At 40.2% G+C, this 20,590-nt stretch carries 26 protein-coding genes and 1 pseudogene; 7 read left to right on the top strand and 20 right to left on the bottom strand.

What is annotated here, in order from left to right; translation table 11 throughout:
• Positions 1-353 precede the first annotated feature (353 nt).
• Positions 354-725 carry a hypothetical protein gene (locus tag ABJK37_RS16390; protein ID WP_348356240.1) on the top strand — a complete coding sequence of 124 codons (372 nt, stop codon included), beginning with the start codon at positions 354-356 and terminating at the stop codon, positions 723-725.
• A gap of 161 nt (positions 726-886) precedes the next feature.
• Here the strand turns inward: ABJK37_RS16390 and ABJK37_RS16385 are convergent, their stop codons facing one another.
• Positions 887-2,791, bottom strand: coding sequence for a beta-ketoacyl synthase (locus ABJK37_RS16385; protein ID WP_348356299.1), 1,905 nt, complete (start codon positions 2,789-2,791; stop codon positions 887-889).
• A gap of 178 nt (positions 2,792-2,969) precedes the next feature.
• Here ABJK37_RS16385 and ABJK37_RS16380 point away from each other — a divergent pair, with 178 nt between their 5' ends.
• Both ABJK37_RS16380 and ABJK37_RS16375 read left to right on the top strand, forming a co-directional pair.
• Complete coding sequence (locus ABJK37_RS16380; RefSeq protein ID WP_348356238.1) at positions 2,970-3,926, top strand: helix-turn-helix domain-containing protein; 957 nt, start codon at positions 2,970-2,972, stop codon at positions 3,924-3,926.
• 282 nt (positions 3,927-4,208) lie between these two features.
• On the top strand, positions 4,209-4,787 hold the full coding sequence (locus tag ABJK37_RS16375) for a porin family protein (RefSeq protein ID WP_348356236.1): 579 nt from the start codon (positions 4,209-4,211) through the stop codon (positions 4,785-4,787).
• A 361-nt stretch (positions 4,788-5,148) separates the two neighbouring features.
• Here the strand turns inward: ABJK37_RS16375 and ABJK37_RS16370 are convergent, their stop codons facing one another.
• The 13 genes and pseudogenes from ABJK37_RS16370 to ABJK37_RS16310 all read right to left on the bottom strand — a co-directional run bounded on the left by ABJK37_RS16370 (position 5,149) and on the right by ABJK37_RS16310 (position 12,625).
• Complete coding sequence (locus tag ABJK37_RS16370; RefSeq protein ID WP_348356234.1) at positions 5,149-5,547, bottom strand: hypothetical protein; 399 nt, start codon at positions 5,545-5,547, stop codon at positions 5,149-5,151.
• Positions 5,548-5,666: 119 nt separating this feature from the next.
• Positions 5,667-5,855 (bottom strand): annotated as a pseudogene (locus tag ABJK37_RS16365) (type II toxin-antitoxin system mRNA interferase toxin, RelE/StbE family); the annotation flags it as partial.
• Between the two features lie 172 nt (positions 5,856-6,027).
• Positions 6,028-6,492: a nuclear transport factor 2 family protein gene (locus tag ABJK37_RS16360; protein ID WP_348356232.1), complete on the bottom strand. Its 465-nt coding sequence runs from the start codon at positions 6,490-6,492 to the stop codon at positions 6,028-6,030.
• A 167-nt stretch (positions 6,493-6,659) separates the two neighbouring features.
• Positions 6,660-7,463: a helix-turn-helix domain-containing protein gene (locus tag ABJK37_RS16355; protein WP_348356230.1), complete on the bottom strand. Its 804-nt coding sequence runs from the start codon at positions 7,461-7,463 to the stop codon at positions 6,660-6,662.
• Positions 7,417-7,878 carry a carboxymuconolactone decarboxylase family protein gene (locus ABJK37_RS16350; protein WP_348356228.1) on the bottom strand — a complete coding sequence of 154 codons (462 nt, stop codon included), beginning with the start codon at positions 7,876-7,878 and terminating at the stop codon, positions 7,417-7,419. The genes ABJK37_RS16355 and ABJK37_RS16350 overlap by 47 nt, the downstream gene beginning before the upstream one ends.
• Before the next feature lie 193 nt (positions 7,879-8,071).
• Positions 8,072-8,317, bottom strand: coding sequence for a DUF2442 domain-containing protein (locus ABJK37_RS16345; RefSeq protein WP_348356227.1), 246 nt, complete (start codon positions 8,315-8,317; stop codon positions 8,072-8,074).
• Positions 8,298-8,534 carry a DUF4160 domain-containing protein gene (locus tag ABJK37_RS16340; RefSeq protein WP_348356225.1) on the bottom strand — a complete coding sequence of 79 codons (237 nt, stop codon included), beginning with the start codon at positions 8,532-8,534 and terminating at the stop codon, positions 8,298-8,300. Before ABJK37_RS16340 ends, ABJK37_RS16345 begins: the two co-directional genes overlap by 20 nt.
• 478 nt (positions 8,535-9,012) lie before the next feature.
• Entirely contained in the window at positions 9,013-9,765 is a 753-nt protein-coding gene (locus tag ABJK37_RS16335) for a hypothetical protein (protein WP_348356223.1), read from the bottom strand.
• 5 nt (positions 9,766-9,770) lie between these two features.
• Positions 9,771-10,277: a DUF2730 domain-containing protein gene (locus ABJK37_RS16330; RefSeq protein ID WP_348356221.1), complete on the bottom strand. Its 507-nt coding sequence runs from the start codon at positions 10,275-10,277 to the stop codon at positions 9,771-9,773.
• Positions 10,278-10,280: 3 nt separating this feature from the next.
• On the bottom strand, positions 10,281-10,763 hold the full coding sequence (locus ABJK37_RS16325; RefSeq protein ID WP_348356219.1) for a hypothetical protein: 483 nt from the start codon (positions 10,761-10,763) through the stop codon (positions 10,281-10,283).
• Positions 10,763-11,149 carry a hypothetical protein gene (locus ABJK37_RS16320; protein WP_348356217.1) on the bottom strand — a complete coding sequence of 129 codons (387 nt, stop codon included), beginning with the start codon at positions 11,147-11,149 and terminating at the stop codon, positions 10,763-10,765. Before ABJK37_RS16320 ends, ABJK37_RS16325 begins: the two co-directional genes overlap by 1 nt.
• A gap of 25 nt (positions 11,150-11,174) precedes the next feature.
• Positions 11,175-12,038, bottom strand: coding sequence for a hypothetical protein (locus tag ABJK37_RS16315; RefSeq protein ID WP_348356215.1), 864 nt, complete (start codon positions 12,036-12,038; stop codon positions 11,175-11,177).
• 14 nt (positions 12,039-12,052) lie between these two features.
• Positions 12,053-12,625, bottom strand: a complete 573-nt coding sequence (locus ABJK37_RS16310) for a hypothetical protein (protein WP_348356213.1) — start codon at positions 12,623-12,625, stop codon at positions 12,053-12,055.
• Positions 12,626-12,944: 319 nt separating this feature from the next.
• Between ABJK37_RS16310 and ABJK37_RS16305 the strand changes: the two genes are divergently transcribed.
• From ABJK37_RS16305 to ABJK37_RS16290, 4 genes are read left to right on the top strand one after another with little or no spacing between them, the layout of a single operon-like run.
• Complete coding sequence (locus ABJK37_RS16305) at positions 12,945-13,439, top strand: ATP-binding protein (RefSeq protein WP_348356211.1); 495 nt, start codon at positions 12,945-12,947, stop codon at positions 13,437-13,439.
• On the top strand, positions 13,432-14,361 hold the full coding sequence (locus tag ABJK37_RS16300; RefSeq protein WP_348356209.1) for an alpha/beta hydrolase-fold protein: 930 nt from the start codon (positions 13,432-13,434) through the stop codon (positions 14,359-14,361). The genes ABJK37_RS16305 and ABJK37_RS16300 overlap by 8 nt, the downstream gene beginning before the upstream one ends.
• Complete coding sequence (locus ABJK37_RS16295) at positions 14,361-14,495, top strand: hypothetical protein (protein WP_348356207.1); 135 nt, start codon at positions 14,361-14,363, stop codon at positions 14,493-14,495. Before ABJK37_RS16300 ends, ABJK37_RS16295 begins: the two co-directional genes overlap by 1 nt.
• 18 nt (positions 14,496-14,513) lie before the next feature.
• On the top strand, positions 14,514-14,798 hold the full coding sequence (locus tag ABJK37_RS16290) for a cysteine-rich CWC family protein (protein ID WP_348356205.1): 285 nt from the start codon (positions 14,514-14,516) through the stop codon (positions 14,796-14,798).
• A gap of 49 nt (positions 14,799-14,847) precedes the next feature.
• Here ABJK37_RS16290 and ABJK37_RS16285 read toward each other — a convergent pair whose 3' ends face one another.
• The 6 genes from ABJK37_RS16285 to ABJK37_RS16260 all read right to left on the bottom strand — a co-directional run bounded on the left by ABJK37_RS16285 (position 14,848) and on the right by ABJK37_RS16260 (position 20,529).
• The gene (locus tag ABJK37_RS16285) at positions 14,848-15,354 is read right to left on the bottom strand and encodes a GrpB family protein (RefSeq protein WP_348356203.1); all 507 of its coding nucleotides are present in this window, start codon (positions 15,352-15,354) and stop codon (positions 14,848-14,850) included.
• A gap of 40 nt (positions 15,355-15,394) precedes the next feature.
• Positions 15,395-16,456, bottom strand: a complete 1,062-nt coding sequence (locus ABJK37_RS16280; RefSeq protein WP_348356201.1) for a diguanylate cyclase — start codon at positions 16,454-16,456, stop codon at positions 15,395-15,397.
• 47 nt (positions 16,457-16,503) lie between these two features.
• Positions 16,504-16,827: a YdbL family protein gene (locus tag ABJK37_RS16275; protein ID WP_348356200.1), complete on the bottom strand. Its 324-nt coding sequence runs from the start codon at positions 16,825-16,827 to the stop codon at positions 16,504-16,506.
• Between the two features lie 20 nt (positions 16,828-16,847).
• The gene (locus ABJK37_RS16270; protein ID WP_348356297.1) at positions 16,848-17,012 is read right to left on the bottom strand and encodes a YnbE family lipoprotein; all 165 of its coding nucleotides are present in this window, start codon (positions 17,010-17,012) and stop codon (positions 16,848-16,850) included.
• Between the two features lie 14 nt (positions 17,013-17,026).
• Positions 17,027-19,552, bottom strand: coding sequence for a YdbH domain-containing protein (locus tag ABJK37_RS16265; protein ID WP_348356198.1), 2,526 nt, complete (start codon positions 19,550-19,552; stop codon positions 17,027-17,029).
• Positions 19,553-19,704: 152 nt separating this feature from the next.
• Positions 19,705-20,529, bottom strand: a complete 825-nt coding sequence (locus tag ABJK37_RS16260; RefSeq protein WP_348356196.1) for a hypothetical protein — start codon at positions 20,527-20,529, stop codon at positions 19,705-19,707.
• Positions 20,530-20,590 lie beyond the last annotated feature (61 nt).

The following is a 20,590-nucleotide window of genomic DNA, read 5'->3' as shown; positions in this document are numbered from 1 at the left end:
TATTACGGTAAAATACAGAATGTGCAAATAAATGTAATATTTGTTTATGTAGCAGTAAAATTTTGGTTGTTGTTTTACACTCAAAAACGTTAACTGAGTAGCTTGTTAAACTTTGTAGCACAATAAAGGAAGTGAAATAAAAATTACTGCAAAAAGTAGAGTAATATACGTTTTACAAAGGATTGGGACACTAACCTAACGATTAAATTGAGATTTGAGCGAGTTTGCAACCGGCTAGGGATAAAGTCATTAAGTGAAGGCAACTATAAGTCAATTAGTTTGTCGATAACTCAGGATTTCACAAAAAATAGAGCGTTTGATACAAGTCATGGGAATTAATACTGAGGTTGCAGATGCATAAAGCGACAAAAGCGGCGCTAATATCGGCGTTCATCTTTCCTGGTGGAGGTCACTTTTTTTTAAAAAGCAAGCTACGAGGAGGCGTGTTTGCGGTATTTTCAGTCGCATGTTTGTGGGCTTTGATGAGCTTCTTAATGGACATTGCCAATGACATTAGCGAAAAATTAGTCAACAGAGAAATCCCATTTGATGTAAGCACAGTCATGGCAGAAATATCCTCGCAGCTTAGTGGTAGCGCGGGTGAAATGCCTCATTATACAAGTTTGCTGTTACTAGGTTGTTGGGTACTCTCGATTATTGATTCATTTGTGCTTGGCAGAAAAATACCTGAGTCAACACACCCTGCTAAACCCTCAGCAGTGTAACCTTTATTCTACTGCTATTTGCAAAATAACTCATTGATAAGTGCCCTGAGTTTCTTTAGGACACTTGGTTATGACTTATACCAATCCATTGCAACAATTGATCGCTGGTGTTCTCTGAGTGACTAATTGATAAGATGAATTGGTATTAATTCAACTGACAATTACATCATGTCTTTAAAACGGTTGCTTATTTTAAGGTCGACAGGATTGGCAAAACCTGGCAAGCGAATTTCTTGGGCCGTCATCTGAATATCGTTTTCGTCTATCAAATCCTGACCAAAATGGTAAATAGTATTAAAGTGCCCTTGATTAGCTTGCTGGTCGTAGGCGTTGGCTTTTTCACGCACTTGCTCTCGACGAATTTCGTAAGCATCAATGACTTGTGCATTGTACTTTTTAGCCAACATTCCCTCGACAATTTTTGGGGACAATACTGAAGCTGTAGCATTATTGCCGCCAAAACCTTTGGAGTTTAAGAAAGCCACATCGACATTGCCGGCACCTTTATTAATGTCGGTAGTTGATATATTCAAACGCTCATCAAAAACATCATCGGCTACTTTGTCTATGGTTTTAATTCCGGGAATTAAGCCGTGTTTAAACACACCTAAACTCACCATCAGTTGTTCACCACTAGCAGGCGCTAAGGAGTGACCAACGTATGCTTTTGGTGCGGTGACAGGCCAGTCTTCAATTTCAAAAACGTTGGCGACTTCGTCAAATATTTTTGACTCTGTAATACGGTTTGCAGGTGTACTCGAACCATGGGCCTGAATAAAAGAACGTTCACGAATTGCTTCGTCGCCCACTATTGCCTTTGCGGCTGCTACTGCTTTGGCCATAGTTATGTAGTTGCCAGGGCCTGGCGCAGAGATGGATTTTTTGTAACCATCGGCATTAATAAAGACATCGCTGACCGCACCATGAATATCGGCACCCAACTCAACTGCCAATTCATCGTCCATTAACACTACGTATTGGGTTGATTCGGCAATGGTAAAGCCACAGTTTTCTCCAAAAGGTCGACTCGCACGACGGTGGTCAACTGTGTCAGTTTTGTCCAAACGTTTTAAATTTTCATCACTTGCCAGTGCGCCCATAGTGGCATAACCGTCAATGATTTCGGGTAATACAGGGGCTTCAGCGTTACCTACTACTGCTACTCGGCGTGTTCCATTGCTGATGTCTTCTACCGCTGCTCTAAGATTATAAAGAAAGCTAGCGCAGGCTCCAGCAATAGCACTAGTGTGGCCTACACTGCCCAATACGTAAGCGTTGACAAAATCAGCTGGCATGCTATTTAAGCCTAGTGGGCATTGTTTAGCACTGACGCGTGCCCCTTTTATCCGAGACTGCAGCATGCCTCCATTGCCATTTTCATCAAGTTGCGACATACCACTGCTGGCGTAAACGCCAATTTCGTCTGGCTTGACTGCATTAACTACGGTTTGCCAATCCATGCCTAACGAGCGCACAGCGTCTGATGCACCCATGATCGCCATTTGTAAGCCTCGGGGATGAAATCGCGCATTGTAATGATCTTCCGGGTTAAAACCTGATGGCAGTTGCCCTGCAACTTTTACCGAGCTTTCTCGATAACTATCAGCTTTGAACTCTACTTCACCGATAATTTCAATTTTAACTGTGTCTGCATCGATATCACTAATCTGCCAGTTAGTGGGTACAGGATCGGGTAGTTGTTTGCGGGTTAACTCAAAGCAAATTCCTTGTTTATCGCTAGAGTGCATGGTGATGTTTTTCTGCCAATGCACCGCGTCAACATCAAAATGATTTTTTTCAATTTTACGAATAAGGGTAGAATTTAAAATTTGTTCAGAAAAACGCGAAACGACTTCTTCAGGCGTTAATGATTGCTCGTTGGCATCAATATAAATCCCATTTTCGCAGCGCACTAGTTTCATCATAGCCGCCAAGCCCAGCATGGTTTCTTGACGTTCGTTTTCTGGCAGGCTTTCAATCACCATGCGTTTGTAAGCGTGGTGAAATGAACTGCGTCCAGCGGCATTAAAACCACCAAATCCAACGATGACGGGCAATAAAGACATATTTAACATACCAATAGAATTAGAATGTAGAGGAGTGTAATGCCTCATATAGTGTTCTGGCAGGGTGATATTGGCCATAAGTCTTGGTGTTTTAGCCACGGTTTGATATCTTGGCCAAATAAACACAACAATGCGAAGACGGTTTATCCATAAAATTACTTTTTTGCTGTGCGATAAAATGTTGGCTACCAGTACAACCTTACCCTTTGAAATGTTACGTGCGGCTGAAAGTGCGGCGCGAGTTCAAGGTGGTAATCATGTCGAACCAGTATTCATTCAAACCGCCGCGATCAATATGTTGCCGGTCAAAACCAGTATCGGGTTTTCATTAATGCCAGATACCACCTTGGAAGAGGTCGGGCATAGCGACATTATCTACTTGCCCGCGCTGTGGCGAAACCCTCGACCAATAGTTAAAAAACATCCGCAAGTTTTAGATTGGTTATGCTCAGCTTATGAAAATGGTGCAATGATTTCTGCGGTAGGAACAGGTTGTTGTTTTATGGCCGAAGCGGGTTTGTTAAATGATAAACCCGCCACTACCCATTGGCACTATTTTGATCAATTCCAAAGGGATTACCCAAGGATTAAACTAAAGCGCCAATATTTTATTACTCAGGCCACAAACCTATATTGCTCGGCCAGTGTTAACGCTATGGCCGACCTTACGGTGTATTTTGTAAAACGACTTTATGGTGAAGCTATCGCCAGTATTGTAGAGCGGAATTTTTCACACGAAATTCGCCGTTCCTATGAAAACACCAGTTATTTCGAGGGAAGTACCAAACAGCACCCCGATGAAGATATAGTGCAGGCGCAAATTTGGCTGCAGGATAATTACCACCGCCAGATTAACCTTTCAGAAGTGGCCACTCGTTTTGATATGAGTGTGCGTACTTTCAACCGCCGGTTCAAGAACGCAACAGAACAAACGCCACTACAATACTTACAACGAATCCGTATCGAAATCGCTAAAGACTTACTGCAAACCAGTAACCTAAATGTAAGCGAGGTAGCAGACAAAATAGGCTATCAAGATGTCGGGTATTTTACCGCCTTGTTTGTAAAATTACTGGCAACTTCACCAAGAGAATATCGAGCAACAGTAAGGGCTAAATTGTTTAGTACGGATTGAATTTGTACCTTTGTTGGTTTTTAACGGAGGTTGTCTGCTTATTTTTGTAAAAATTACATTCTCTATGAAATCTTGTCTTGATTCGACTTGTCGAGCCTTCATGCTTGCTACTCAAATAGTTTGGTTTTGATGATTTAATGGCCAAATTTTGGGGTTTTACCGTCCTTTTTGATTGATAAGTGTTCAATTGGGTTTTAGGCATGGGCTTTGCTCTTAGGTATTTGAATTCAACGCTGCTAACGCGGCTTCAATTTCACTTTAATTTACTAAGAGGTAATCTAAATGAAGCACAAAACCAAAATTCTATCTAGCCTTACGGCCATTGCGCTTGCCGCGTCTTTTAACTCTTTTGCTCAAAGCAATTCAAGTGAGGATATCAACGATAGTGGATTTTATTTAGGCGGTAATTACGGTTACCTGCGGGTTGAAGGTGATGATGACTTTGATGACGATAAAGAAGCTTTTGAAGGAATTGCCGGATACCGGTTTAACCAGTATTTTGCATTAGAAGGTAGTTATATTGATTTTGGTGATTATGGCACTGATTTAGCCCGCGCCGACGTTGACGGATATACGGCAGCTATTAAAGGTAGCCTTCCAGTTAATGATGTTTTTTCGTTATTTCTTAAAGTGGGTCAATTATGGTCCGAAACCGATTATCAGGCGCTAGAATACTCCAGAAAAGTTGATGATGAGAGTGTGTTTGTTGGAGGAGGGGTAGCATTCAATATCACTTCTAACCTCGCGGTAAATGCTACCTACAGTGTTTATGATACCAGTTTAGAATTTGATGACCTAGATGATGAAAACTTTGATACTGATTTTAAGCAAGCGAGTCTCGGTTTGGAATATCGTTTTTAATTGAAATGAATGATAAGTCATCAGCTACCTAACTGATGACTTATCAGCCATCCAAGGCTTTAAAATAGGGTGTACAGAGTAGTTCAAATAAAGTGGCTGTAATCATAGACTCACGCCAATTCTGTAAATTTACCAAGCCATTTATATTAGCGTGCCATTTTCGTAATAACTCCTTACATTACGTCTATCAAATTAGGAGATAAAAGACACATCATTTGATGTAAAATGCGGCCAAGCATGACATTTAAATTGGTCCCACATACGCTCGTGTAAATAAAACACAACTGTATTAATCGCAGATTATACAAGTGCGACCTCTCCACTGCTCGGGGTTGAAGGTTAGAGACCCTTGACTGCCCGATTACGTGATTTTACTGCACCAAAGCTCGAAAATATCATTAATTTCATCGATAGCTATTGAGCATGAGGCGGTTCCTGACTTCCACTTAAAATTATATTGTCCAAATTCTTCTTTAGAACTAAAAGCGGGAGCATCTGAAAGTGAATTTAAGACTTGTTTATTTGTATAGTTGTAGCCTTTCTTTGAACATTGAAGCAATAATTCATTTTCGTGGCGTATTGCATCACACCCATTAATTTGGTTCGGTAATGAATCTAAAGATTCGACAAGTTCTGAAAGGTTATATCCAGAAACGTTATCTTGTTGGATGAAGAATTCCGTTTTCACTTGAGCTTGTTTACTACAAGCAACAATACACAGAGAAAGCAACGAGGTTACAAGTAAAACTTTATTTTTCATAACATTCTTATTAGTTTGGTTAGCCATCTAACGCTTACAATAACGCGAAAAACTGAGCGGTAGCGAGGCTTTTTTCCGGTGAGTGAAAAGAATGTGGTTAATTGCTTTGTTATACTGCATTACTCAACACGAGACGCTAACTTTTTAGAAATTGCTTTTTTATCTCGCTTACCAACCGCTAAAACATAAACAACAACTTAACGATCAATTACTTCGTAAGCTAATTTATAACCTGCTGTGCGTAATTTGATTTTATAAACTGAATCGTATCCCTTTCATTTAGCGGATGGAACATGTGGGTTTTTCATAAGTTCGGATATGCTCGCTGAGCAATGAACTAAAACTTGTCTCATTGTTGTCACCAAATAAGTATTAAAGTAAGCCCTTATTTTAGGCCTAAATATAGCTTGGATAAAATAACGACGCAGGAACAAGAGCCAAGCTGTATTTGTCCTGGTTTATTTGCTTGTATGGTATACATTACCCGTGATGTCGACGAATGTGTTTAACTAAGCCTGATTGATTAAACTCAAGTGAAACAATATTGGTTTTACTGTACTCTATAGTTTTGTCTAAATGAGCAGGTTTAACTTTACCTGACTCAGTCATTTTTACAAAAACAACATTAACGCCAACCATTACCTCATTTATTTCTATTGAACTATGGATGACTTCATCTTTTAATTTGCTGATCATATCTTGTCGGAGTTTAGATTTGTCTGTATAGGTAAATTTATATTTGACGTGTTCATCAATGAAGTCATCAGAAAGTAACGAGATATAATTTTCTATTTCTTCAATTGTTGCGTTGGGCTGTTGACGTGCATTTTTTGCTGCTACAAATGCTTTGGCTTTCTCAATTAATTGCTCAGATGTGAACTTATCTTTTGCATGACTAGATAATGAAAAAAGAAAACAAATTAACACTAATATAGATTTTTTCATGAAAACCTCTTTGTATACCTAACGCTTGAGTAATTTGCGGAAAAAACCGCAGGTTTTTGTAGTCAAATTGCCCCGATTGTTAAATGAGCCTTGGCACGGACTTACGTTTACTGGACTTTTTGTAGAAAGTTTATTGATAGAACTAAAACCTGAAAGAGAATGACCCTTCATACTTTCGCTGGTGTACTACAGGCAATAGTGCGGAATTCCCTTGTCATATGGGCTTGATCACTAAATCCGAATTGTTGAGCAGTATCCGCCAGGTTCACGTTTTTGTGCAACCGTAAAAAACTGATGGCCTTTTTAACCCTTAAAATGCGTTGATAATGTTTTGGAGTTATCCCAAGCCAGAGCTTAAAAAGGCGCTCGACTTGTCTCTGGCTCAATTCAATGCTCTCACTTAGTTGCCCAAGAGCCTCGTCTTGCTCAATACATTTTAGTGCTTTTTCAAGATAGTCTGGAAGTACATTGGTAAAATTCAGTTTTTTTTCTGCCCATAGGTACAGAGCTTCAATCTGCCTATCGTTGTCTTTTTGCATCCTGAGTTCAGAGTAAACCTGGTAGAGGCCATACAGCTTATCTTGCTCTGGCAATAGTAACGTTGGCTTGTCGTAGTGATGCCCCAAGACACCATAACCAATTGCCGGATGGAAGCGAATGCCTGCTAGTTGCGCTCTTGGAGACAGCACAATGTTCTCCGCCTTCTTCTTTAACGGGAGCACAATTACACCTTCCGTTAGAGTTTCATTGCCAATCATTACGTCACCAGCAAGATTAAAAATAATGCCACTGCCTGCATCGGAATACAGTGGCTTCACAATCGGATTCGATTGGGATACAGATACAGACCATATTCCCTGAACAAGCGAAGACAGCCGTCCCGATGGCTGAGACAGTTGAAAATTTAACGCCGTTTTAATTAATTTATTGCGGTTTATAACTTCCCACCTCTGGCTTAAATGTTTTAGCAATCCGGTTCCAGCTGTTGATGGCATTAACCGCAATAGTCAAGTCCACTGTGGCTTGTTCACCTAATGTCTCAACCACTTTCTGATAGCTATGATCATCCACTGCTTTACCAGAGGTCAAATGCTCGGCCCAATCCAGTGCTGCAATCTCCGCCTCTGAGTAAAAAGGCATATCACGCCACGCGCTTAAACCAATAATACGTTCTTGGCTTTCACCCTGACTCAGAGCATCTTTGCCATGCATATCGATACAGAAAGCGCACTGATTGATCTGCGACAATCTCAGCTTAATCAATTCCCAGGCCGGGATCGTCACTGTTTCTGAAACACTAAATTGCTCACGCAAATAGCTTTCCTGATTCATCAGAATCTGCATTGCTTTCGATGCCAGTTCGAAGTAGTTTGCACGTAAAGTCATATCTTATCTCCTTAGTAGTTGTTAGAGCTAAGATAGCTTATGACTCAAGACAGGTATTGAATATTTTCGACACCTATCCAGTTCAAATGAGACTTGTTGAGAGCAATTAACGCTTACAATAACGGGAAAAGCTCAGCGAGGCTTTTTCCAATGAGCGAAGCGAATGTGGTTTATTGTTTTGTTAGCTGCTGATTCAATGAGTGCCTGATAATAAACCAGCTACACTCAAATCTTCATCGATTTCTGGCCAGTGAATACCGTCACCATCTCCGAGTAATTCCCAGTTGGCAAGTTGCTCGGGAGTTGCTTGCGATAATAAAGGAAACCATACTAGTGGCGCTGAAATTGTACGGCCATCCAGTAATTCAACAATTAAATCAGAATCGGTGCATTTGATAGTATGCGCTTGTGGGTGCAGCTCAACCGATAAAGTGTTCATTCCAAGCCTCCAAAAATACTTCTTTATTTTCAGCAACTAATTGCTGAAGTTTACGTAATTCTATTCGAGAAAACCGCGTTGAACTAGCTAAAGTTACTGGCTTTAACCAAAATTTAGCGAGCATATTCTCTCGCTGTATGTGGATGTGTGCAGGTTCACCATTTTCGTTGCTATAAAAGAAGAAACGAAAGGGACCAATTCTTAAAACTGTAGGCATAAATTGATTCTATTGAAACTCTCCAATCTAGGCAAATGTTTAAGTCGCTAACCCTTATTATCGACCATGTCGTATATGTAACTTCTCTATTTTCGTCACTTTCAGAACTTACCTTTTGATTTTATTAAATATTTTTTCTGTCATGCCATCAAAACCGCACAGAATTGAAAAGCAAAAGGAGAGCTGATTTTAATCCGACTTTTCTGCTTCCTATTAAAAGCTATGTGAAGAATATTTTCCATTAATAACTTAACCATTTTGTGAAAAGCAAAGTGAGACTTGCACAAATTACATAATAGAAAGCAATGAAGAACATATTTTACTATTTTCATTATACCTGTGTTTATTATCTGCCTATCCAATGAGCTAGAATAAGTCGATATGAAAAAAGTTGCTGTTTGCTACCGTGTTGCCTTTGATTTGCTTTTCACGCGGTCAGCGCTCTAAGCGGAGTTTCAGAGTGGTAGAAAGGGGATCCTTAATCACATTGGCCTTGATAAAGACGCCAGCTGCTTTTTATAGGTTGGTTGTTAAGCTGAATATTATTCAACAGTAACCTCTGATTGGCTACTTGGTAGTCTGCTCTTAAAGTAATCAAAGGTGCACCTTTTAGTGTGGCTGCTAAGTGTTGTGCTAAGCGATAATCAATCTCTCGTGGAAACAATCTTATTGGGGTACCCGAAAGGGCATATGCTGTAAGCCAGTGCTGCTCTTTTTTTGACAGGTTGCCTTGGGCAACACGTATCCAATCACTGTAGTCAATTGGTTTAGGTTGGTTGACCTTAGTGATGTTATTGCCGTTTAACACTGCAAATTGCATATCGGCGCACTGGTACATAAAGTTTAAGGCCTGCTGTTGATGAGACATGTTTTGTGGCCAGGCAATTTGTATATCTACCCCTTGATCGCTGAGCTGTTCGTAAACCTGTTGTACTTGTTGTTGGGTTACTGAGGGTGACTGTGTCACTTCTTTAATTAGGGGGGCTGGTGACTGTTCAAAAGGTCTTGGTTTTGTTTGTGTTTTGACGCTAGCTTTGGGCACAGGTGGTAACGTTAGCTGCTCTATCACAATATTACTGAGTGGTTGTTTGTCGTTAACTTGTTTGTCATTTTCAATTCTGTTTTCGTCATATTGAAACATCACCGACCCCAGCCACAGTAAAAAAGCGATAGACAACAAACTTCGTAATACAGTGCTTACGGGCCAATTATTGTTTTGCAGAAAGTGCATTTAATTTAGTTTACCAACGCTTGTAACGATGACATTTCCATTCTATCTGCAATGTCTTGTAATCTCGCTTGACGCTGGCGTTGCAACTGGTTGTTTGAGCTAGCGGCAAGTGCGTCTGGAGCAGCAGTGCTTAAATCAGCGCTTTGCTTGCTAGTAATGTTTACTGTTGGCGCTTCAGTTTGATTGTAGGGGTGTAGAATTACCGCACCATCTACAATGGTTTGCTGCTTTTGGGCAACACGTCCCATGATGAGTTCATTTTCAAGTTCGGCTATACGACCTTCAAGTTGCTCGATTTGTGCTTGTTGTTTTTGATTCAAATTGTGTGCGAGTTCGGTGACTTTGTTTTCGAGTGTCAGCGCTACTTCTGTGCTTACTTGTTCCACTTTTTGGGCTGTCGGTTGAATATCCGATTCTGGCTCGCTTTCTTGTAACCAAGACTGGCCTGCTGGGGTTTGCATAATTAAGTAGACGGCTCCCGCTAGGGCGGCAATAAAAAATAATGTTTTCATGGGTTATTCCTTCTCAATTTTTGTATATCGTAAGCTGACCCAAGCGCGCAAAATAGCGGAGCTAGGCAGGCCCACTACTGTGGTCATAAAGGCCATTGAAAATTGTTTGGTTAGCTCGCCAATAATGCCGTTCACTGAGCTAGGAGTCAGTGGTTGCTCTGATAGCGTGCCAATACCTAAGCTGATGCCTAATAAAGTAAACGTTAAGGCTAAGGTCGAAATGCCATTGGCAGCTTGTAAACCAGCGTCATATAAAAAGGTGTTATTTTTACCAGCTTTGATGGAAGCGCCTGCTACCACAGCGACAGAAAACAAGCCGCTAAAGATGATTACAAAACTCCAGCTAAAGACATTCTGCAACCAAGACACTAAATCTAGCACCGGCATTTGAGTAAGATAACTGGCGACTGCCAATAAAATAATCCCGGTACCAAAAAACAATCCAATGGCATTGCTGGTGAGTGGTAGCGTTTTGCGAGCTAACATTATCTGTGGCCTGCTTTAGCTGACAAAATCCCACTCGAAGTTAATTGCATTTCAGACATCCAGTGAGACATAGGTGGTAGGTTTTTTTCTGCACTTGAATGTACTAAAAATGTGAGTTCGTATTTATTAAAAGCATTCTGTGCCAGCTGGCTATGACTTGCGGTTACTCGGTCGTCTCGCAATACCATTCGCTCAATATCCACCAAGCGACGATAGATAGTTTGTACTTTTTGTTGGCGCTGATTTAAATCTAAAGAGCTATCGAGTTGAGTGCTTAGTAAAGCAGCACGCTCTCTTTCTAAATTCTCTAAACTAAACAAACTGTTAGCGGAAGTATTAGGGCTAATTAGGATAGCCAGTGTGGCGATTAGTAGTGAAATTTTCATGATTCGTTCCTCTTAAAAAATGGCATTACAAAAACATGTCGGCAACATCTGCCGGTTTGGTGCGATTACGTTGCGTTAATTCGGTATTTTCATCGCCGTAGCTGATTTCATATTCCAGCGCTTGTGCATCGAGCGCGACTAGCTTCGCCATATAACTAAACATCAAGGCTTCTTGATCTAATAGTGACTGTTCGGTCGACGCTTCCATTAACAACTGGCGCACATACTCTTCACTGGTCACTTCTACGTCACCTAAAGTAGGGGAAGCATTGGCTTTATGTTTCGAAATAGCGTTTTTTAGGTCTTCGACTTTCGCGAGGTTTAACGCAAACTCATCGGCGTAAGGCGAACGTTTATCTAAGCCTAAGTGAATTAAACTGTTATCTACTTGGGCCAACACCTTTTGCATTCTTTGACGTGCTTGTTCTTGTTTCTGCTTGAGCTGATAAACTTCCCCTTGCGAGGCATTGCCTTTTTTACTGCGTAATTTTCCTAGTACACTTTCGTACAAGCGTTGCTTTTTGGCTAAGGCGTTTTGACGTAAATCTTGGGTTTCTTGCATTAAGTCTAAGTACTCAGATTTTTGTTGTACTAACTCAAACCGTTGGTCAATTAACTCGTCGCCTTCACTTTGTGATATTAATTCCTGCAAGGACTTAAGTTGCGATAATTTGCCTTGCATTTGCTGTTCAAGTTCAACTAGATGTAATGCCATTGGCGAGGCTTCAAAGTCTTGCTGAATACGCTTCTCAATAATGTTGGCAGGCAGTTTAATTAACTTATCACTGGCTACAGGGTTCCAATTTCGGCCCTCGCTTGCCTGCACTAAATCAGTACAACTCAGGCCTAGGGTTAAAATAAGCGACGATAAAAATATACGAGTGTTCATATCACATGCTCCTGTTAGTGGCTTAGCCAGTATTGCTGACGTTCAATTTCGGTGCGTAAATCAGCACTGATATTTAGGGCGGCCAATTGATGACGAGTGAGTTTTTGTTGTTCGAGTAAAGCGGTTGCGGTATCAAAAAATGAGCTGTAGTCAGCAAAATACAAATCTTTGTCGGGAAACTTAGATTGGGTTTTTCTCAGCGCTGCCTGAGCCGCATCTATATCACCCCCCTTAATGAGGTTGATGACTGACATGGCCATTAATCGCAGCGCTTTGTCTGCTTCTGGATGACCTTTGGGAAATTGAATTCCACTGACACAACGCAGCATCGCTTTTGCAGACGCTAAATACTGCGCTGCTTGCCCGGATTGCTGTGCGAAACTGTCCATGTCCATTGCTTGTGTTTCACAGGCGTCTTCCATCGACTGGTAATAATCTGTCGGTATATAAGGGGCGTGGTGACTGTTATTACTAATAGGCAAGCTAGGCTCACTTTTAGTGGTAGACGAACACCCACTGATAATGGCTGTTGCAAATAGTACGGTTAACACTTTTAAGGTATGTGGGTTTGATAAAAAATAGCGCATAAATCACTCCTGTTACGTTTGTAACTTTGGCTATAAAAAGCTTTGAGGAGTTTTTTAGTTTGCTAGGTAATTTTTCTCAAAATAGCCAGAAATTAATTGTGTTTAAAGCTCATCTTCGGCTTTGCCTTAAAATAAAAAAAGATTAGTCTTTTCATAAGCATAACTTTATGAAATGCTCTAAAAAAACGCCTAATTTGTATAGCAATTAACAGCAATCACCTAACTATTTTCATAACTGCTCATCACTGACTAGGTGGTTTAGTCTGTCAAAGTTATGCAATCAATAATCATGTGTTGTGAATTGAAATGGAGAACAACTATGGATAAAGGAACCTTAACCTTTTTTTGTGGAAAAATGGGGGCTGGAAAGTCAACTAAAGCACGTAAAGCTGCCCATGCAAGTCAAGCGGTGTTGATTAGTGAAGACGAATGGCTGGCGTCACTGTATCCCAATAAAATTGTGTCGCTTAGTGACTATATTGAATATTCACGGTTACTTAAACCTCAGATAAAAAAACTGGTGCAATCGATATTGTGTGCTGGAACTAGTGTAGTGATGGACTTTCCAGCGAATACGGTTTCGCAAAGGGATTGGTTTCGGAGTATTTTCTCTGAGATCCACGCTCCACATAATCTGATATACATTGATTTGGCAAATGATATTTGTCTCAGTCAGATTGCAAAAAGACGCGAAGAGCACCCAGAAAGAGCCGCCACTGATACACCAGAAATGTTTGAAAAAGTAACCCAGCATTTTAAGGCTCCTGCATCGGACGAAGGTTTCAATCTACTAAAAGTGACGCAAAATGATTAGCAATGTTTCCTTAACTGCAAGTCCTTCGCCGGTAAACGTAACGTTGCGCAGTGATGAAGTTTATCAACCACATAAAGAGTGGCGTAGCTTGATACTTGGTGTATTGCTAATTATGTTGGTATTTGGGGCTTGGGGCATACAGGCACAAGAGACTAGCAGATTCGAAATCCCCAGAAGTACAGTTATCAATCTTAAATCGATTGATTTAGAAAGGGAGTACCCACTTTTTATAAAATTGCCAAGATCATATGAAAGGCACAAAGAGAAATCCTACCCTGTCATTTACTTAATGGACGCTTGGTATAGTTTTCAGGTGGTATCCGGGGCAACTCGCTTTCCAATGAATACTGGAAAAATGCAAGAAGCCATAATTGTGGGTATTTCATATTCAAAGGGCTCTAAAGGCCCTTCGAGTAGAATTCGCGATTATACTCAGGTTGAAGATGCGACTTGGAAGTATAAAACCGGCGGAGCGGATCGCTACCTGAGTTTTATTAAACAGTCGGTTTTTCCTTACATTGAAAATAATTACAGAGCTAGTAATTCGCGAACATTCGTAGGTAACTCTCTTGGTGGGTTGTTAGGCGCATACATTTTACTTACAGACTCTAAGATGTTTGATAATTATATCTTAGGAAGTCCGTCGGTTTGGTTTAAGGGTTATGACGTACTTAATATCAAAGCAGAGCCTAATTTAAATAAACATAACGTGTTCATTGCGGTTGGTTCTAATGAAACGTCTGAACTTGATTCTCCGAGTCACGATATGGTTGAAGGGGCAAAACGTCTTGAGTCAAAACTCTCTAAAAGGTCGTTCCCGAATACCAAGGTTAAACTGTTAACAATTCAAGGAGCAAATCACGAAACTGCGTTTCCCACCACCGCAATTCAAGGATTAGATTGGTTGTTTAAGGTTGAGTAATGAAAAGTAGTAAAAGCAGAGAACGAGCATTAAAGTGTTGTGAAAAACCTTTAAAAGTATCGATGTATGTTGAACGTATTGGATTGTTATGCGTGCTACAGCGTAAAGTTTATGGGGTGGAATTTGAATTATAGCGTTTATTGGAGTGATTCTTGAACACAGAAAACAGTGCCGCTGCAAACCTTTGCCCCTTGTGTGGTGAGAATAATTCTTGTGGCCAGCTACTCGTCGATGTTAACAACGCCACCACAGATAAAGCGTGCTGGTGTATGGATAGTGCAATTGCTTTTCCTGCTAGTTTATTAAGCAAACTGCCTGAAGCAGACAAACAAAAGGCTTGCATATGTAAAACCTGTGTTTTGCGCTATCAAATGTATAGCGATGATTTGGTGAGTAATGCTGCTGCTCGCGACACAAAACGTCATTCAAACAAGTAGGGCTGGCGAATCCAACTTAGCTGTCTATTTGCAACCTAAGATTCTAGTGTTAAACCGCATTGTGATTAACCGACTGTAAAACACTCTGAATAAAAGGCCATTTATTTTCCGTGTAACGCTCTCTGTCATCTGCATAGTTAGCCGCAAGTTTGTGTTTTAACGCGGCATATTCTTCGGCGACTTGTGGATTTTCACGTAAGTGATCTCTAAATTGAATTCTCTCAAACCACAGCGCACTATTGTAGGGGACTAAATGTAAGTGATGTGTGCGAAACTCTGGAGAGGGTTTACAAAACCAGTGCATAACTTCAGTTTTGTACGGATAATAATTGTAACCTTTTTGAACTAACACATCGATTGCAGGTTTGGATTCATCAAGGGATTTCACACCCACCATAACGTCAATCACAGGTTTAGCAGATAAGCCAACAACAGATGTGCTGCCGACATGCTCGATTGAGCCACAAACCCATTCGCCGATCACCGAGTGTAGCAATCTTTTCTCTGCGTCAAACATAGTTGGCCAAGTATTATTGTACGGAACAATTTTTATCAATGCATACTCCAAGGCTAAATTTTTCGGAGGTGGCTAATATTCAAATTTGCATTTTTTTCAGCGCTAAGTTGATAATTTGCTCGTTATTTGCGTCAACCACACAGTTGCGACCATTATCCTTTGCTAAATATAGGCGTTGATCAGCCTTCATTAGTAAATCATCCAGACTGGTACCGTCGGTTCCAAATGTTGAAATGCCAGCACTTACCGTCATTGTTAGAGGTGTTTGTTCATGATCAAAATGGGTGTCGCATAGTTGCTGCCTTATTAGGTCAACGCGTTGAAAGCAGTTTTCGTCGCTTGACCCTGCAATAAGCAAAGCAAACTCCTCACCACCAAATCGCGCCAATAGATCCGTTTTACGAATTCGGTCTTCAATAAAACGGGCGATATTACGTAAGGTTACATCGCCAACATGATGGCCATGTTTGTCATTAACATTTTTGAAAAAATCTAAATCAAATAGTACTACGGACAAAGGAGAGCCGTGACGTTGGGCATATTCCGCGTAAAGTTTAAACGCGTCCATTAGCTTCATACGATTGGCTAAACCGGTTAATTTGTCGGTTCCAGCCAACTCAAGCAGACGCTCCTCATTTTTTTCTCGATTGATCTCATGAACATGGGCGAGCGATATCATAAGACACGCGCTTGCAATGATGTTCACCGAATCCGCAATATTTATCGCTGAGTCACCTGAGATAAATCGAAAGTGATAAACCGTCACGCCACAGAAAATAAAGAACAGCGACAGCCAAAACCCTTGACGCCGCCCCATTAACAGGTAAGAAATTACGGGGACAGTTAGGATCCAAACGAATATCGATTCAGAAGAGTTGGGAACGTACATTGCGTAAACTAGTATGATAAAAAACGGTACTAGAAAAAGCGTTATCCACATTTGGAAGCGTTCAGTTACTAAAATTATTTGCCATAAAAATAATGAGAATAGCGCATAAGTTAACTCCATTATTGCTAACGGTATTAGCCCTCGATAAAAATTAACCGCAGAAAAAATAAATCCAGCAACAACAACAAACAGTAATAATACACGCATAACTCTGCGTCGATATTGGTAGTTTTGTTCTAAACTATTAGGCATATAATTCTCGCGTTGCTTAATGAAATCGCGTGCTTACACGTCGAAAGCTATTTTTTTACCCACTTGCCGCCTACCCACAAATAATGGCCTGGGTTGGTTTTGTCATAGGCTTTTTGGGCCGCTAATTTTTCTACTTGTTGCACAGTGATACCATTTTTTGTGGCGAGTTTTTGGTACACCACTTTGCGCTTGGCGTTAATATCAGCAACTAAAGCTTGAGCATCTTGTTGAGCCACCACTACCCCTAAGTAGCCATTGTCTTTTTCACCCACTAAGCCTTTATTTTTGGCTTCATTTAAATCTATGGCGAAAGCAATACTGCTAAAAAGCATGCTAACAATAATAAGAGATTTCACTATTGAGTTTTTCATGAGGTTGTTCCTAAATTGGTTTAAAACAAGTTACTGTCGTCACTGAATACATCATCAAGTTCTTTGTCCACTTTGACTCGAATTTCGTGATCGATTTTCACATTGATATTAATCGTAATCGGCTCCTTGGTTTCAACTTGTACGGTATGAGTACAAGAAAAAAGAAACCCCATCGCCATGAGCATCAAAACTATTATCTTCACTTTTTATCACCTTGGGTTATTTTCTGTTCAATGTTATTGCCAACTGAGTTAACTAATCGTATCGACTCAAGTAAAGAAAATATATTTTCTTGATGAGTGTAATTAAAATTAACACTTTGTTTTTTATCAGGGTTGTTACCCTGAAGCGCGAAATCAAAAAACATCCAACCATCTGGAGTCAATTTCACGTTACTTTCAAGTTGAGTGAAATCAAGGTTTTCTAATAACGCCAGTTGCGGTTGCTGCTGTTTAATCGATTCAAAAGACGGGTTATCTACTATAGTCAATTTTCCTCCTGATAGACTCGACGCCCAGCCTTCATCAATGCTAATACCTTGTTGGTTGATAATCATTGGTAAATTGCCATCCATGGTACCAGTGACTGTGATCCCGGGCTGTTGCTGCAGTGCGACAACCTCTGCTAAATCAATATTCTGAAATTTAACATTAAATTGCTGATCTCGACCGTCTAACCATAACTGACTGGTGGAAAACCTACCATCGAAGATTTCTCCTCGCACTTGCTGTAAACGAAACACACTGCTGTTTGCAATAAATTGTGCATTGAGGTTTTCAATTGGTACTCCAGCATCAATTGAGTCGATGTGTAGACTAGATTCACTTAACTGAAGGCCTGCTGAATCAAAAGTGAGCGGCGTTTGGTAACTAATGTTACTTAGTTCATAGTCTTGATAGCTTGCTGACATTTTTTGAATATCTAGTGCTCCTTGGGCGCTAAATTCTTCACTTTCCTGCGGTAGAGTTAAGTCAATATTTGCAGTGAGTTCGCCTTGTTTAATGGTCAGTGCGTTATCTAACTGCGAGGTGATACTTTGCAAATTCTTGATGTCTTGTTGCTGTATTTGTAAATTTAGTTCACTTTGTTGCTGTTGCAGCCCAATAGAAAAACCTTGCTCTAAGTTAATTTCATGACCACTAGATATTGTTTTATCTGGCCAACTGACTTGCCCTGAATGTTCCATAGTTAATGGTCGAAACTTGATATTGTGGGCTGTGATTCCAGTAAAATTTGAGTTTCCAGTGAAACTCAACCCTGATAGTTCTTTAAGAGTAAGTACCATCTGGTTGTGGAGCTTTTGCACGTTTGCATCAGGGTGGGATAGTTGCAACAGCTCTGTGCCTATATCCAGTTGCAAGTTATTAAAGGGGTCCCCTGAAGCGGTAATTTGGCTGGTCGTTTTGAGTAGCTTAAGGTCATCCAATTGTATATCTGAAGTATCTACTGTCGCCCGCAAGGAAATGGGGGTTGTTATTTGGTAGTCAAAAGAAAACTGACTTGTGAGGCTGGCTAGGTGCATCGAGTCCAAGGTAATATCATTTAATTCCAACGTATTGGTGGTGTTGCTAAATTTTAGTATGGCTGATTGTGGTGTATGCAATTGAGACACATCAACAGAGATATCTCCTTGAGTTTGTAACTCAAACATTCTTGTTTGAATAGAGGGGGACTGTAGCGATTGTGCAATCGAAACGTGGTATCTAAATTTAAGTTCCCCTGTAAATTCATAGACTAGTTTCTCTAACTCGATACTGCGACTGGGGTGGTGTTTATCAATAATGCGTAATTGCGGGAGGTTAATTCGGGTCTCATTTATGGTCACTTTTTGCGGCATCAAAAAAGATAACGTTGGCATGTCAGTGTCTGCAAAATAATCTTGTAACAATGGGCAGTGGGTCAAACCAAAATTGTTTTCGAGTTGACTTACATCCAATCTGAGATTTGCCTCTGACAACGCGAGCTCTACTAATATATCGCCTTTAAGAACAATCTCTATTGGGCAATTTTCAAGCTCAACATTATTGGTTAAGTGTAAATTGCTGTTGCTGCTAAAGGTTTTACCATCAAAGAATAAATGCGTTGCGATTGTAGAGTTATCAACTGCGAGTTGCCCTAATAACTGCTGGTTGTTAGCCGCTATATTTTGCACTTGCGGTAACCAATTTGTAAGATCAGATAGACGCCACTGCAGTGTGGCTGTGAGGGCGTTTTTTGTGAACTTAACATCTGCATTGATATCGCCGGTGATACGAAGTTCGTCGCTTGAAACTGAATTCACACTTATATTGAGTGGGTGAAGCAACGCCGCCGAGTCGATTTCAACTTTTGAAATCCTTAGTTTGGGTAGAACGTTTGGTAGCGTTATTGGTTCTGGTGATTGTTTCGGCTCTGGATCTGTTTCAAACTGGCTAGAAGGTTCAAGATGCGTCACCTTTATTTTTTCGATATTTACTGTGTTGGACCAGGGATACCAAACAGCATCACGAACCAATACATTGCCTAGAGGCGAAGACACACACACTTGTTCAATCTTGAGATTTAGCTGCCAATCTAATGAAAAATCTAAACATGAGACCTCTAAATTCTGCGCGCGGGTAAAGTGTTCAATACTTTTGATGGCAATTGGGCGACGAAAAACAATTATTGTAATCAGCGCAACAACCAACAAAATAACAGCTAACAATTTTTTACTGGGACGTTTTTGCCAAAACAAAGTTGCCATCACTTTCCTGTTGTTATTTACATAGTCGTTTACCTTCAGACTACATAATGAATTGTTAGTTTATCTCAGCTTAACAAAATTCAAATACCTTGAATCATTATACATTGAAGTCAGCAAGGTAAGTACAAAACGATGCCAGCTCGAATAATCCTTTAAACGTCATCCAAAGCTAGAATATAAAGACTCGCTAAATACGTGATTACCCAAGGTGTTGTGATTAGCAACCAGCTAAATAATCGTGCATCTAAAATAGATTGATAAATTACAAATACTTGGGCGGTAACAGGAACTAGTAATAAGATACTAAACAGCACAAATATCTTAAATTTTGAAAGTGAGGTGAATACGTCAGATAGGAAAGTGTTACTCAAATTTTTGAGTGTCGTCATTATACATATTAGTAATCCCAACGAGACTGTAGTGAGTGACATATGTCCGTAGAGGTTTGGCTCGTTAAACAGATATCCCACTAAAGATAACCCTACTATCAACAGCGCACTAAGCCCTAGACTAAGAGCTAGACCTTTGTAATCGTATGAAGAGCAGAAATAACTGGCTGTAATTAGCAAAAACGTCAAGGATGTGTTGGCGCCAATTTGAATATCTAATCCAATCGATTTTTCATATTCAAAGGCTCCAATGTAAGAGTTTAAACCATCAAAAAAGAACATTTCTTGCCAATTATCTATTAAAGCAATTGAAGCCAACATAAATATCAGGACGTTAATTTTTGGTACCAATGGGTGAGTATCTTCACGTTTCAAAAAACCAATGATGACAATACTCATCAGCATAAATAACAGTGCGGTCAATGGGTGTGTTGCTTCGCCGCTGCTTATGGGTCTATAAAAGTCTGGGATTTCCACAAACGTACCTAAAAGAACAAAACAGGTGATACAAACTATGCATATGCTAGCTATAAGAGTAATAAAGTGTAGATAACCACAAAATTCAGAATTATATGTATGTGAACTCATTGTCCTTCCTTTGGATCGGTTCTACTTGGAGTAGAAAAATGGCTAACAAATAAAATAACAA

The sequence above is a fragment of the Paraglaciecola sp. genome, assembly GCF_039964565.1.
Lineage (GTDB): Bacteria > Pseudomonadota > Gammaproteobacteria > Enterobacterales > Alteromonadaceae > Paraglaciecola.
This window is presented reverse-complemented; position numbering and strand designations above follow the sequence as displayed.

Coding starts and splice junctions, on each gene's coding strand:
- ABJK37_RS16390 (WP_348356240.1), top strand. CDS start 354: ATGCATAAAGCGACAAAAGCGGCGCTAATATCGGCGTTCATCTTTCCT.
- ABJK37_RS16385 (WP_348356299.1), bottom strand. CDS start 2,791: ATGTCTTTATTGCCCGTCATCGTTGGATTTGGTGGTTTTAATGCCGCT.
- ABJK37_RS16380 (WP_348356238.1), top strand. CDS start 2,970: ATGTTGGCTACCAGTACAACCTTACCCTTTGAAATGTTACGTGCGGCT.
- ABJK37_RS16375 (WP_348356236.1), top strand. CDS start 4,209: ATGAAGCACAAAACCAAAATTCTATCTAGCCTTACGGCCATTGCGCTT.
- ABJK37_RS16370 (WP_348356234.1), bottom strand. CDS start 5,547: ATGAAAAATAAAGTTTTACTTGTAACCTCGTTGCTTTCTCTGTGTATT.
- ABJK37_RS16360 (WP_348356232.1), bottom strand. CDS start 6,492: ATGAAAAAATCTATATTAGTGTTAATTTGTTTTCTTTTTTCATTATCT.
- ABJK37_RS16350 (WP_348356228.1), bottom strand. CDS start 7,878: ATGACTTTACGTGCAAACTACTTCGAACTGGCATCGAAAGCAATGCAG.
- ABJK37_RS16345 (WP_348356227.1), bottom strand. CDS start 8,317: ATGAACACTTTATCGGTTGAGCTGCACCCACAAGCGCATACTATCAAA.
- ABJK37_RS16340 (WP_348356225.1), bottom strand. CDS start 8,534: ATGCCTACAGTTTTAAGAATTGGTCCCTTTCGTTTCTTCTTTTATAGC.
- ABJK37_RS16335 (WP_348356223.1), bottom strand. CDS start 9,765: ATGCACTTTCTGCAAAACAATAATTGGCCCGTAAGCACTGTATTACGA.
- ABJK37_RS16330 (WP_348356221.1), bottom strand. CDS start 10,277: ATGAAAACATTATTTTTTATTGCCGCCCTAGCGGGAGCCGTCTACTTA.
- ABJK37_RS16325 (WP_348356219.1), bottom strand. CDS start 10,763: ATGTTAGCTCGCAAAACGCTACCACTCACCAGCAATGCCATTGGATTG.
- ABJK37_RS16320 (WP_348356217.1), bottom strand. CDS start 11,149: ATGAAAATTTCACTACTAATCGCCACACTGGCTATCCTAATTAGCCCT.
- ABJK37_RS16315 (WP_348356215.1), bottom strand. CDS start 12,038: ATGAACACTCGTATATTTTTATCGTCGCTTATTTTAACCCTAGGCCTG.
- ABJK37_RS16310 (WP_348356213.1), bottom strand. CDS start 12,625: ATGCGCTATTTTTTATCAAACCCACATACCTTAAAAGTGTTAACCGTA.
- ABJK37_RS16305 (WP_348356211.1), top strand. CDS start 12,945: ATGGATAAAGGAACCTTAACCTTTTTTTGTGGAAAAATGGGGGCTGGA.
- ABJK37_RS16300 (WP_348356209.1), top strand. CDS start 13,432: ATGATTAGCAATGTTTCCTTAACTGCAAGTCCTTCGCCGGTAAACGTA.
- ABJK37_RS16295 (WP_348356207.1), top strand. CDS start 14,361: ATGAAAAGTAGTAAAAGCAGAGAACGAGCATTAAAGTGTTGTGAAAAA.
- ABJK37_RS16280 (WP_348356201.1), bottom strand. CDS start 16,456: ATGCCTAATAGTTTAGAACAAAACTACCAATATCGACGCAGAGTTATG.
- ABJK37_RS16275 (WP_348356200.1), bottom strand. CDS start 16,827: ATGAAAAACTCAATAGTGAAATCTCTTATTATTGTTAGCATGCTTTTT.
- ABJK37_RS16270 (WP_348356297.1), bottom strand. CDS start 17,012: ATGCTCATGGCGATGGGGTTTCTTTTTTCTTGTACTCATACCGTACAA.
- ABJK37_RS16265 (WP_348356198.1), bottom strand. CDS start 19,552: ATGGCAACTTTGTTTTGGCAAAAACGTCCCAGTAAAAAATTGTTAGCT.
- ABJK37_RS16260 (WP_348356196.1), bottom strand. CDS start 20,529: ATGAGTTCACATACATATAATTCTGAATTTTGTGGTTATCTACACTTT.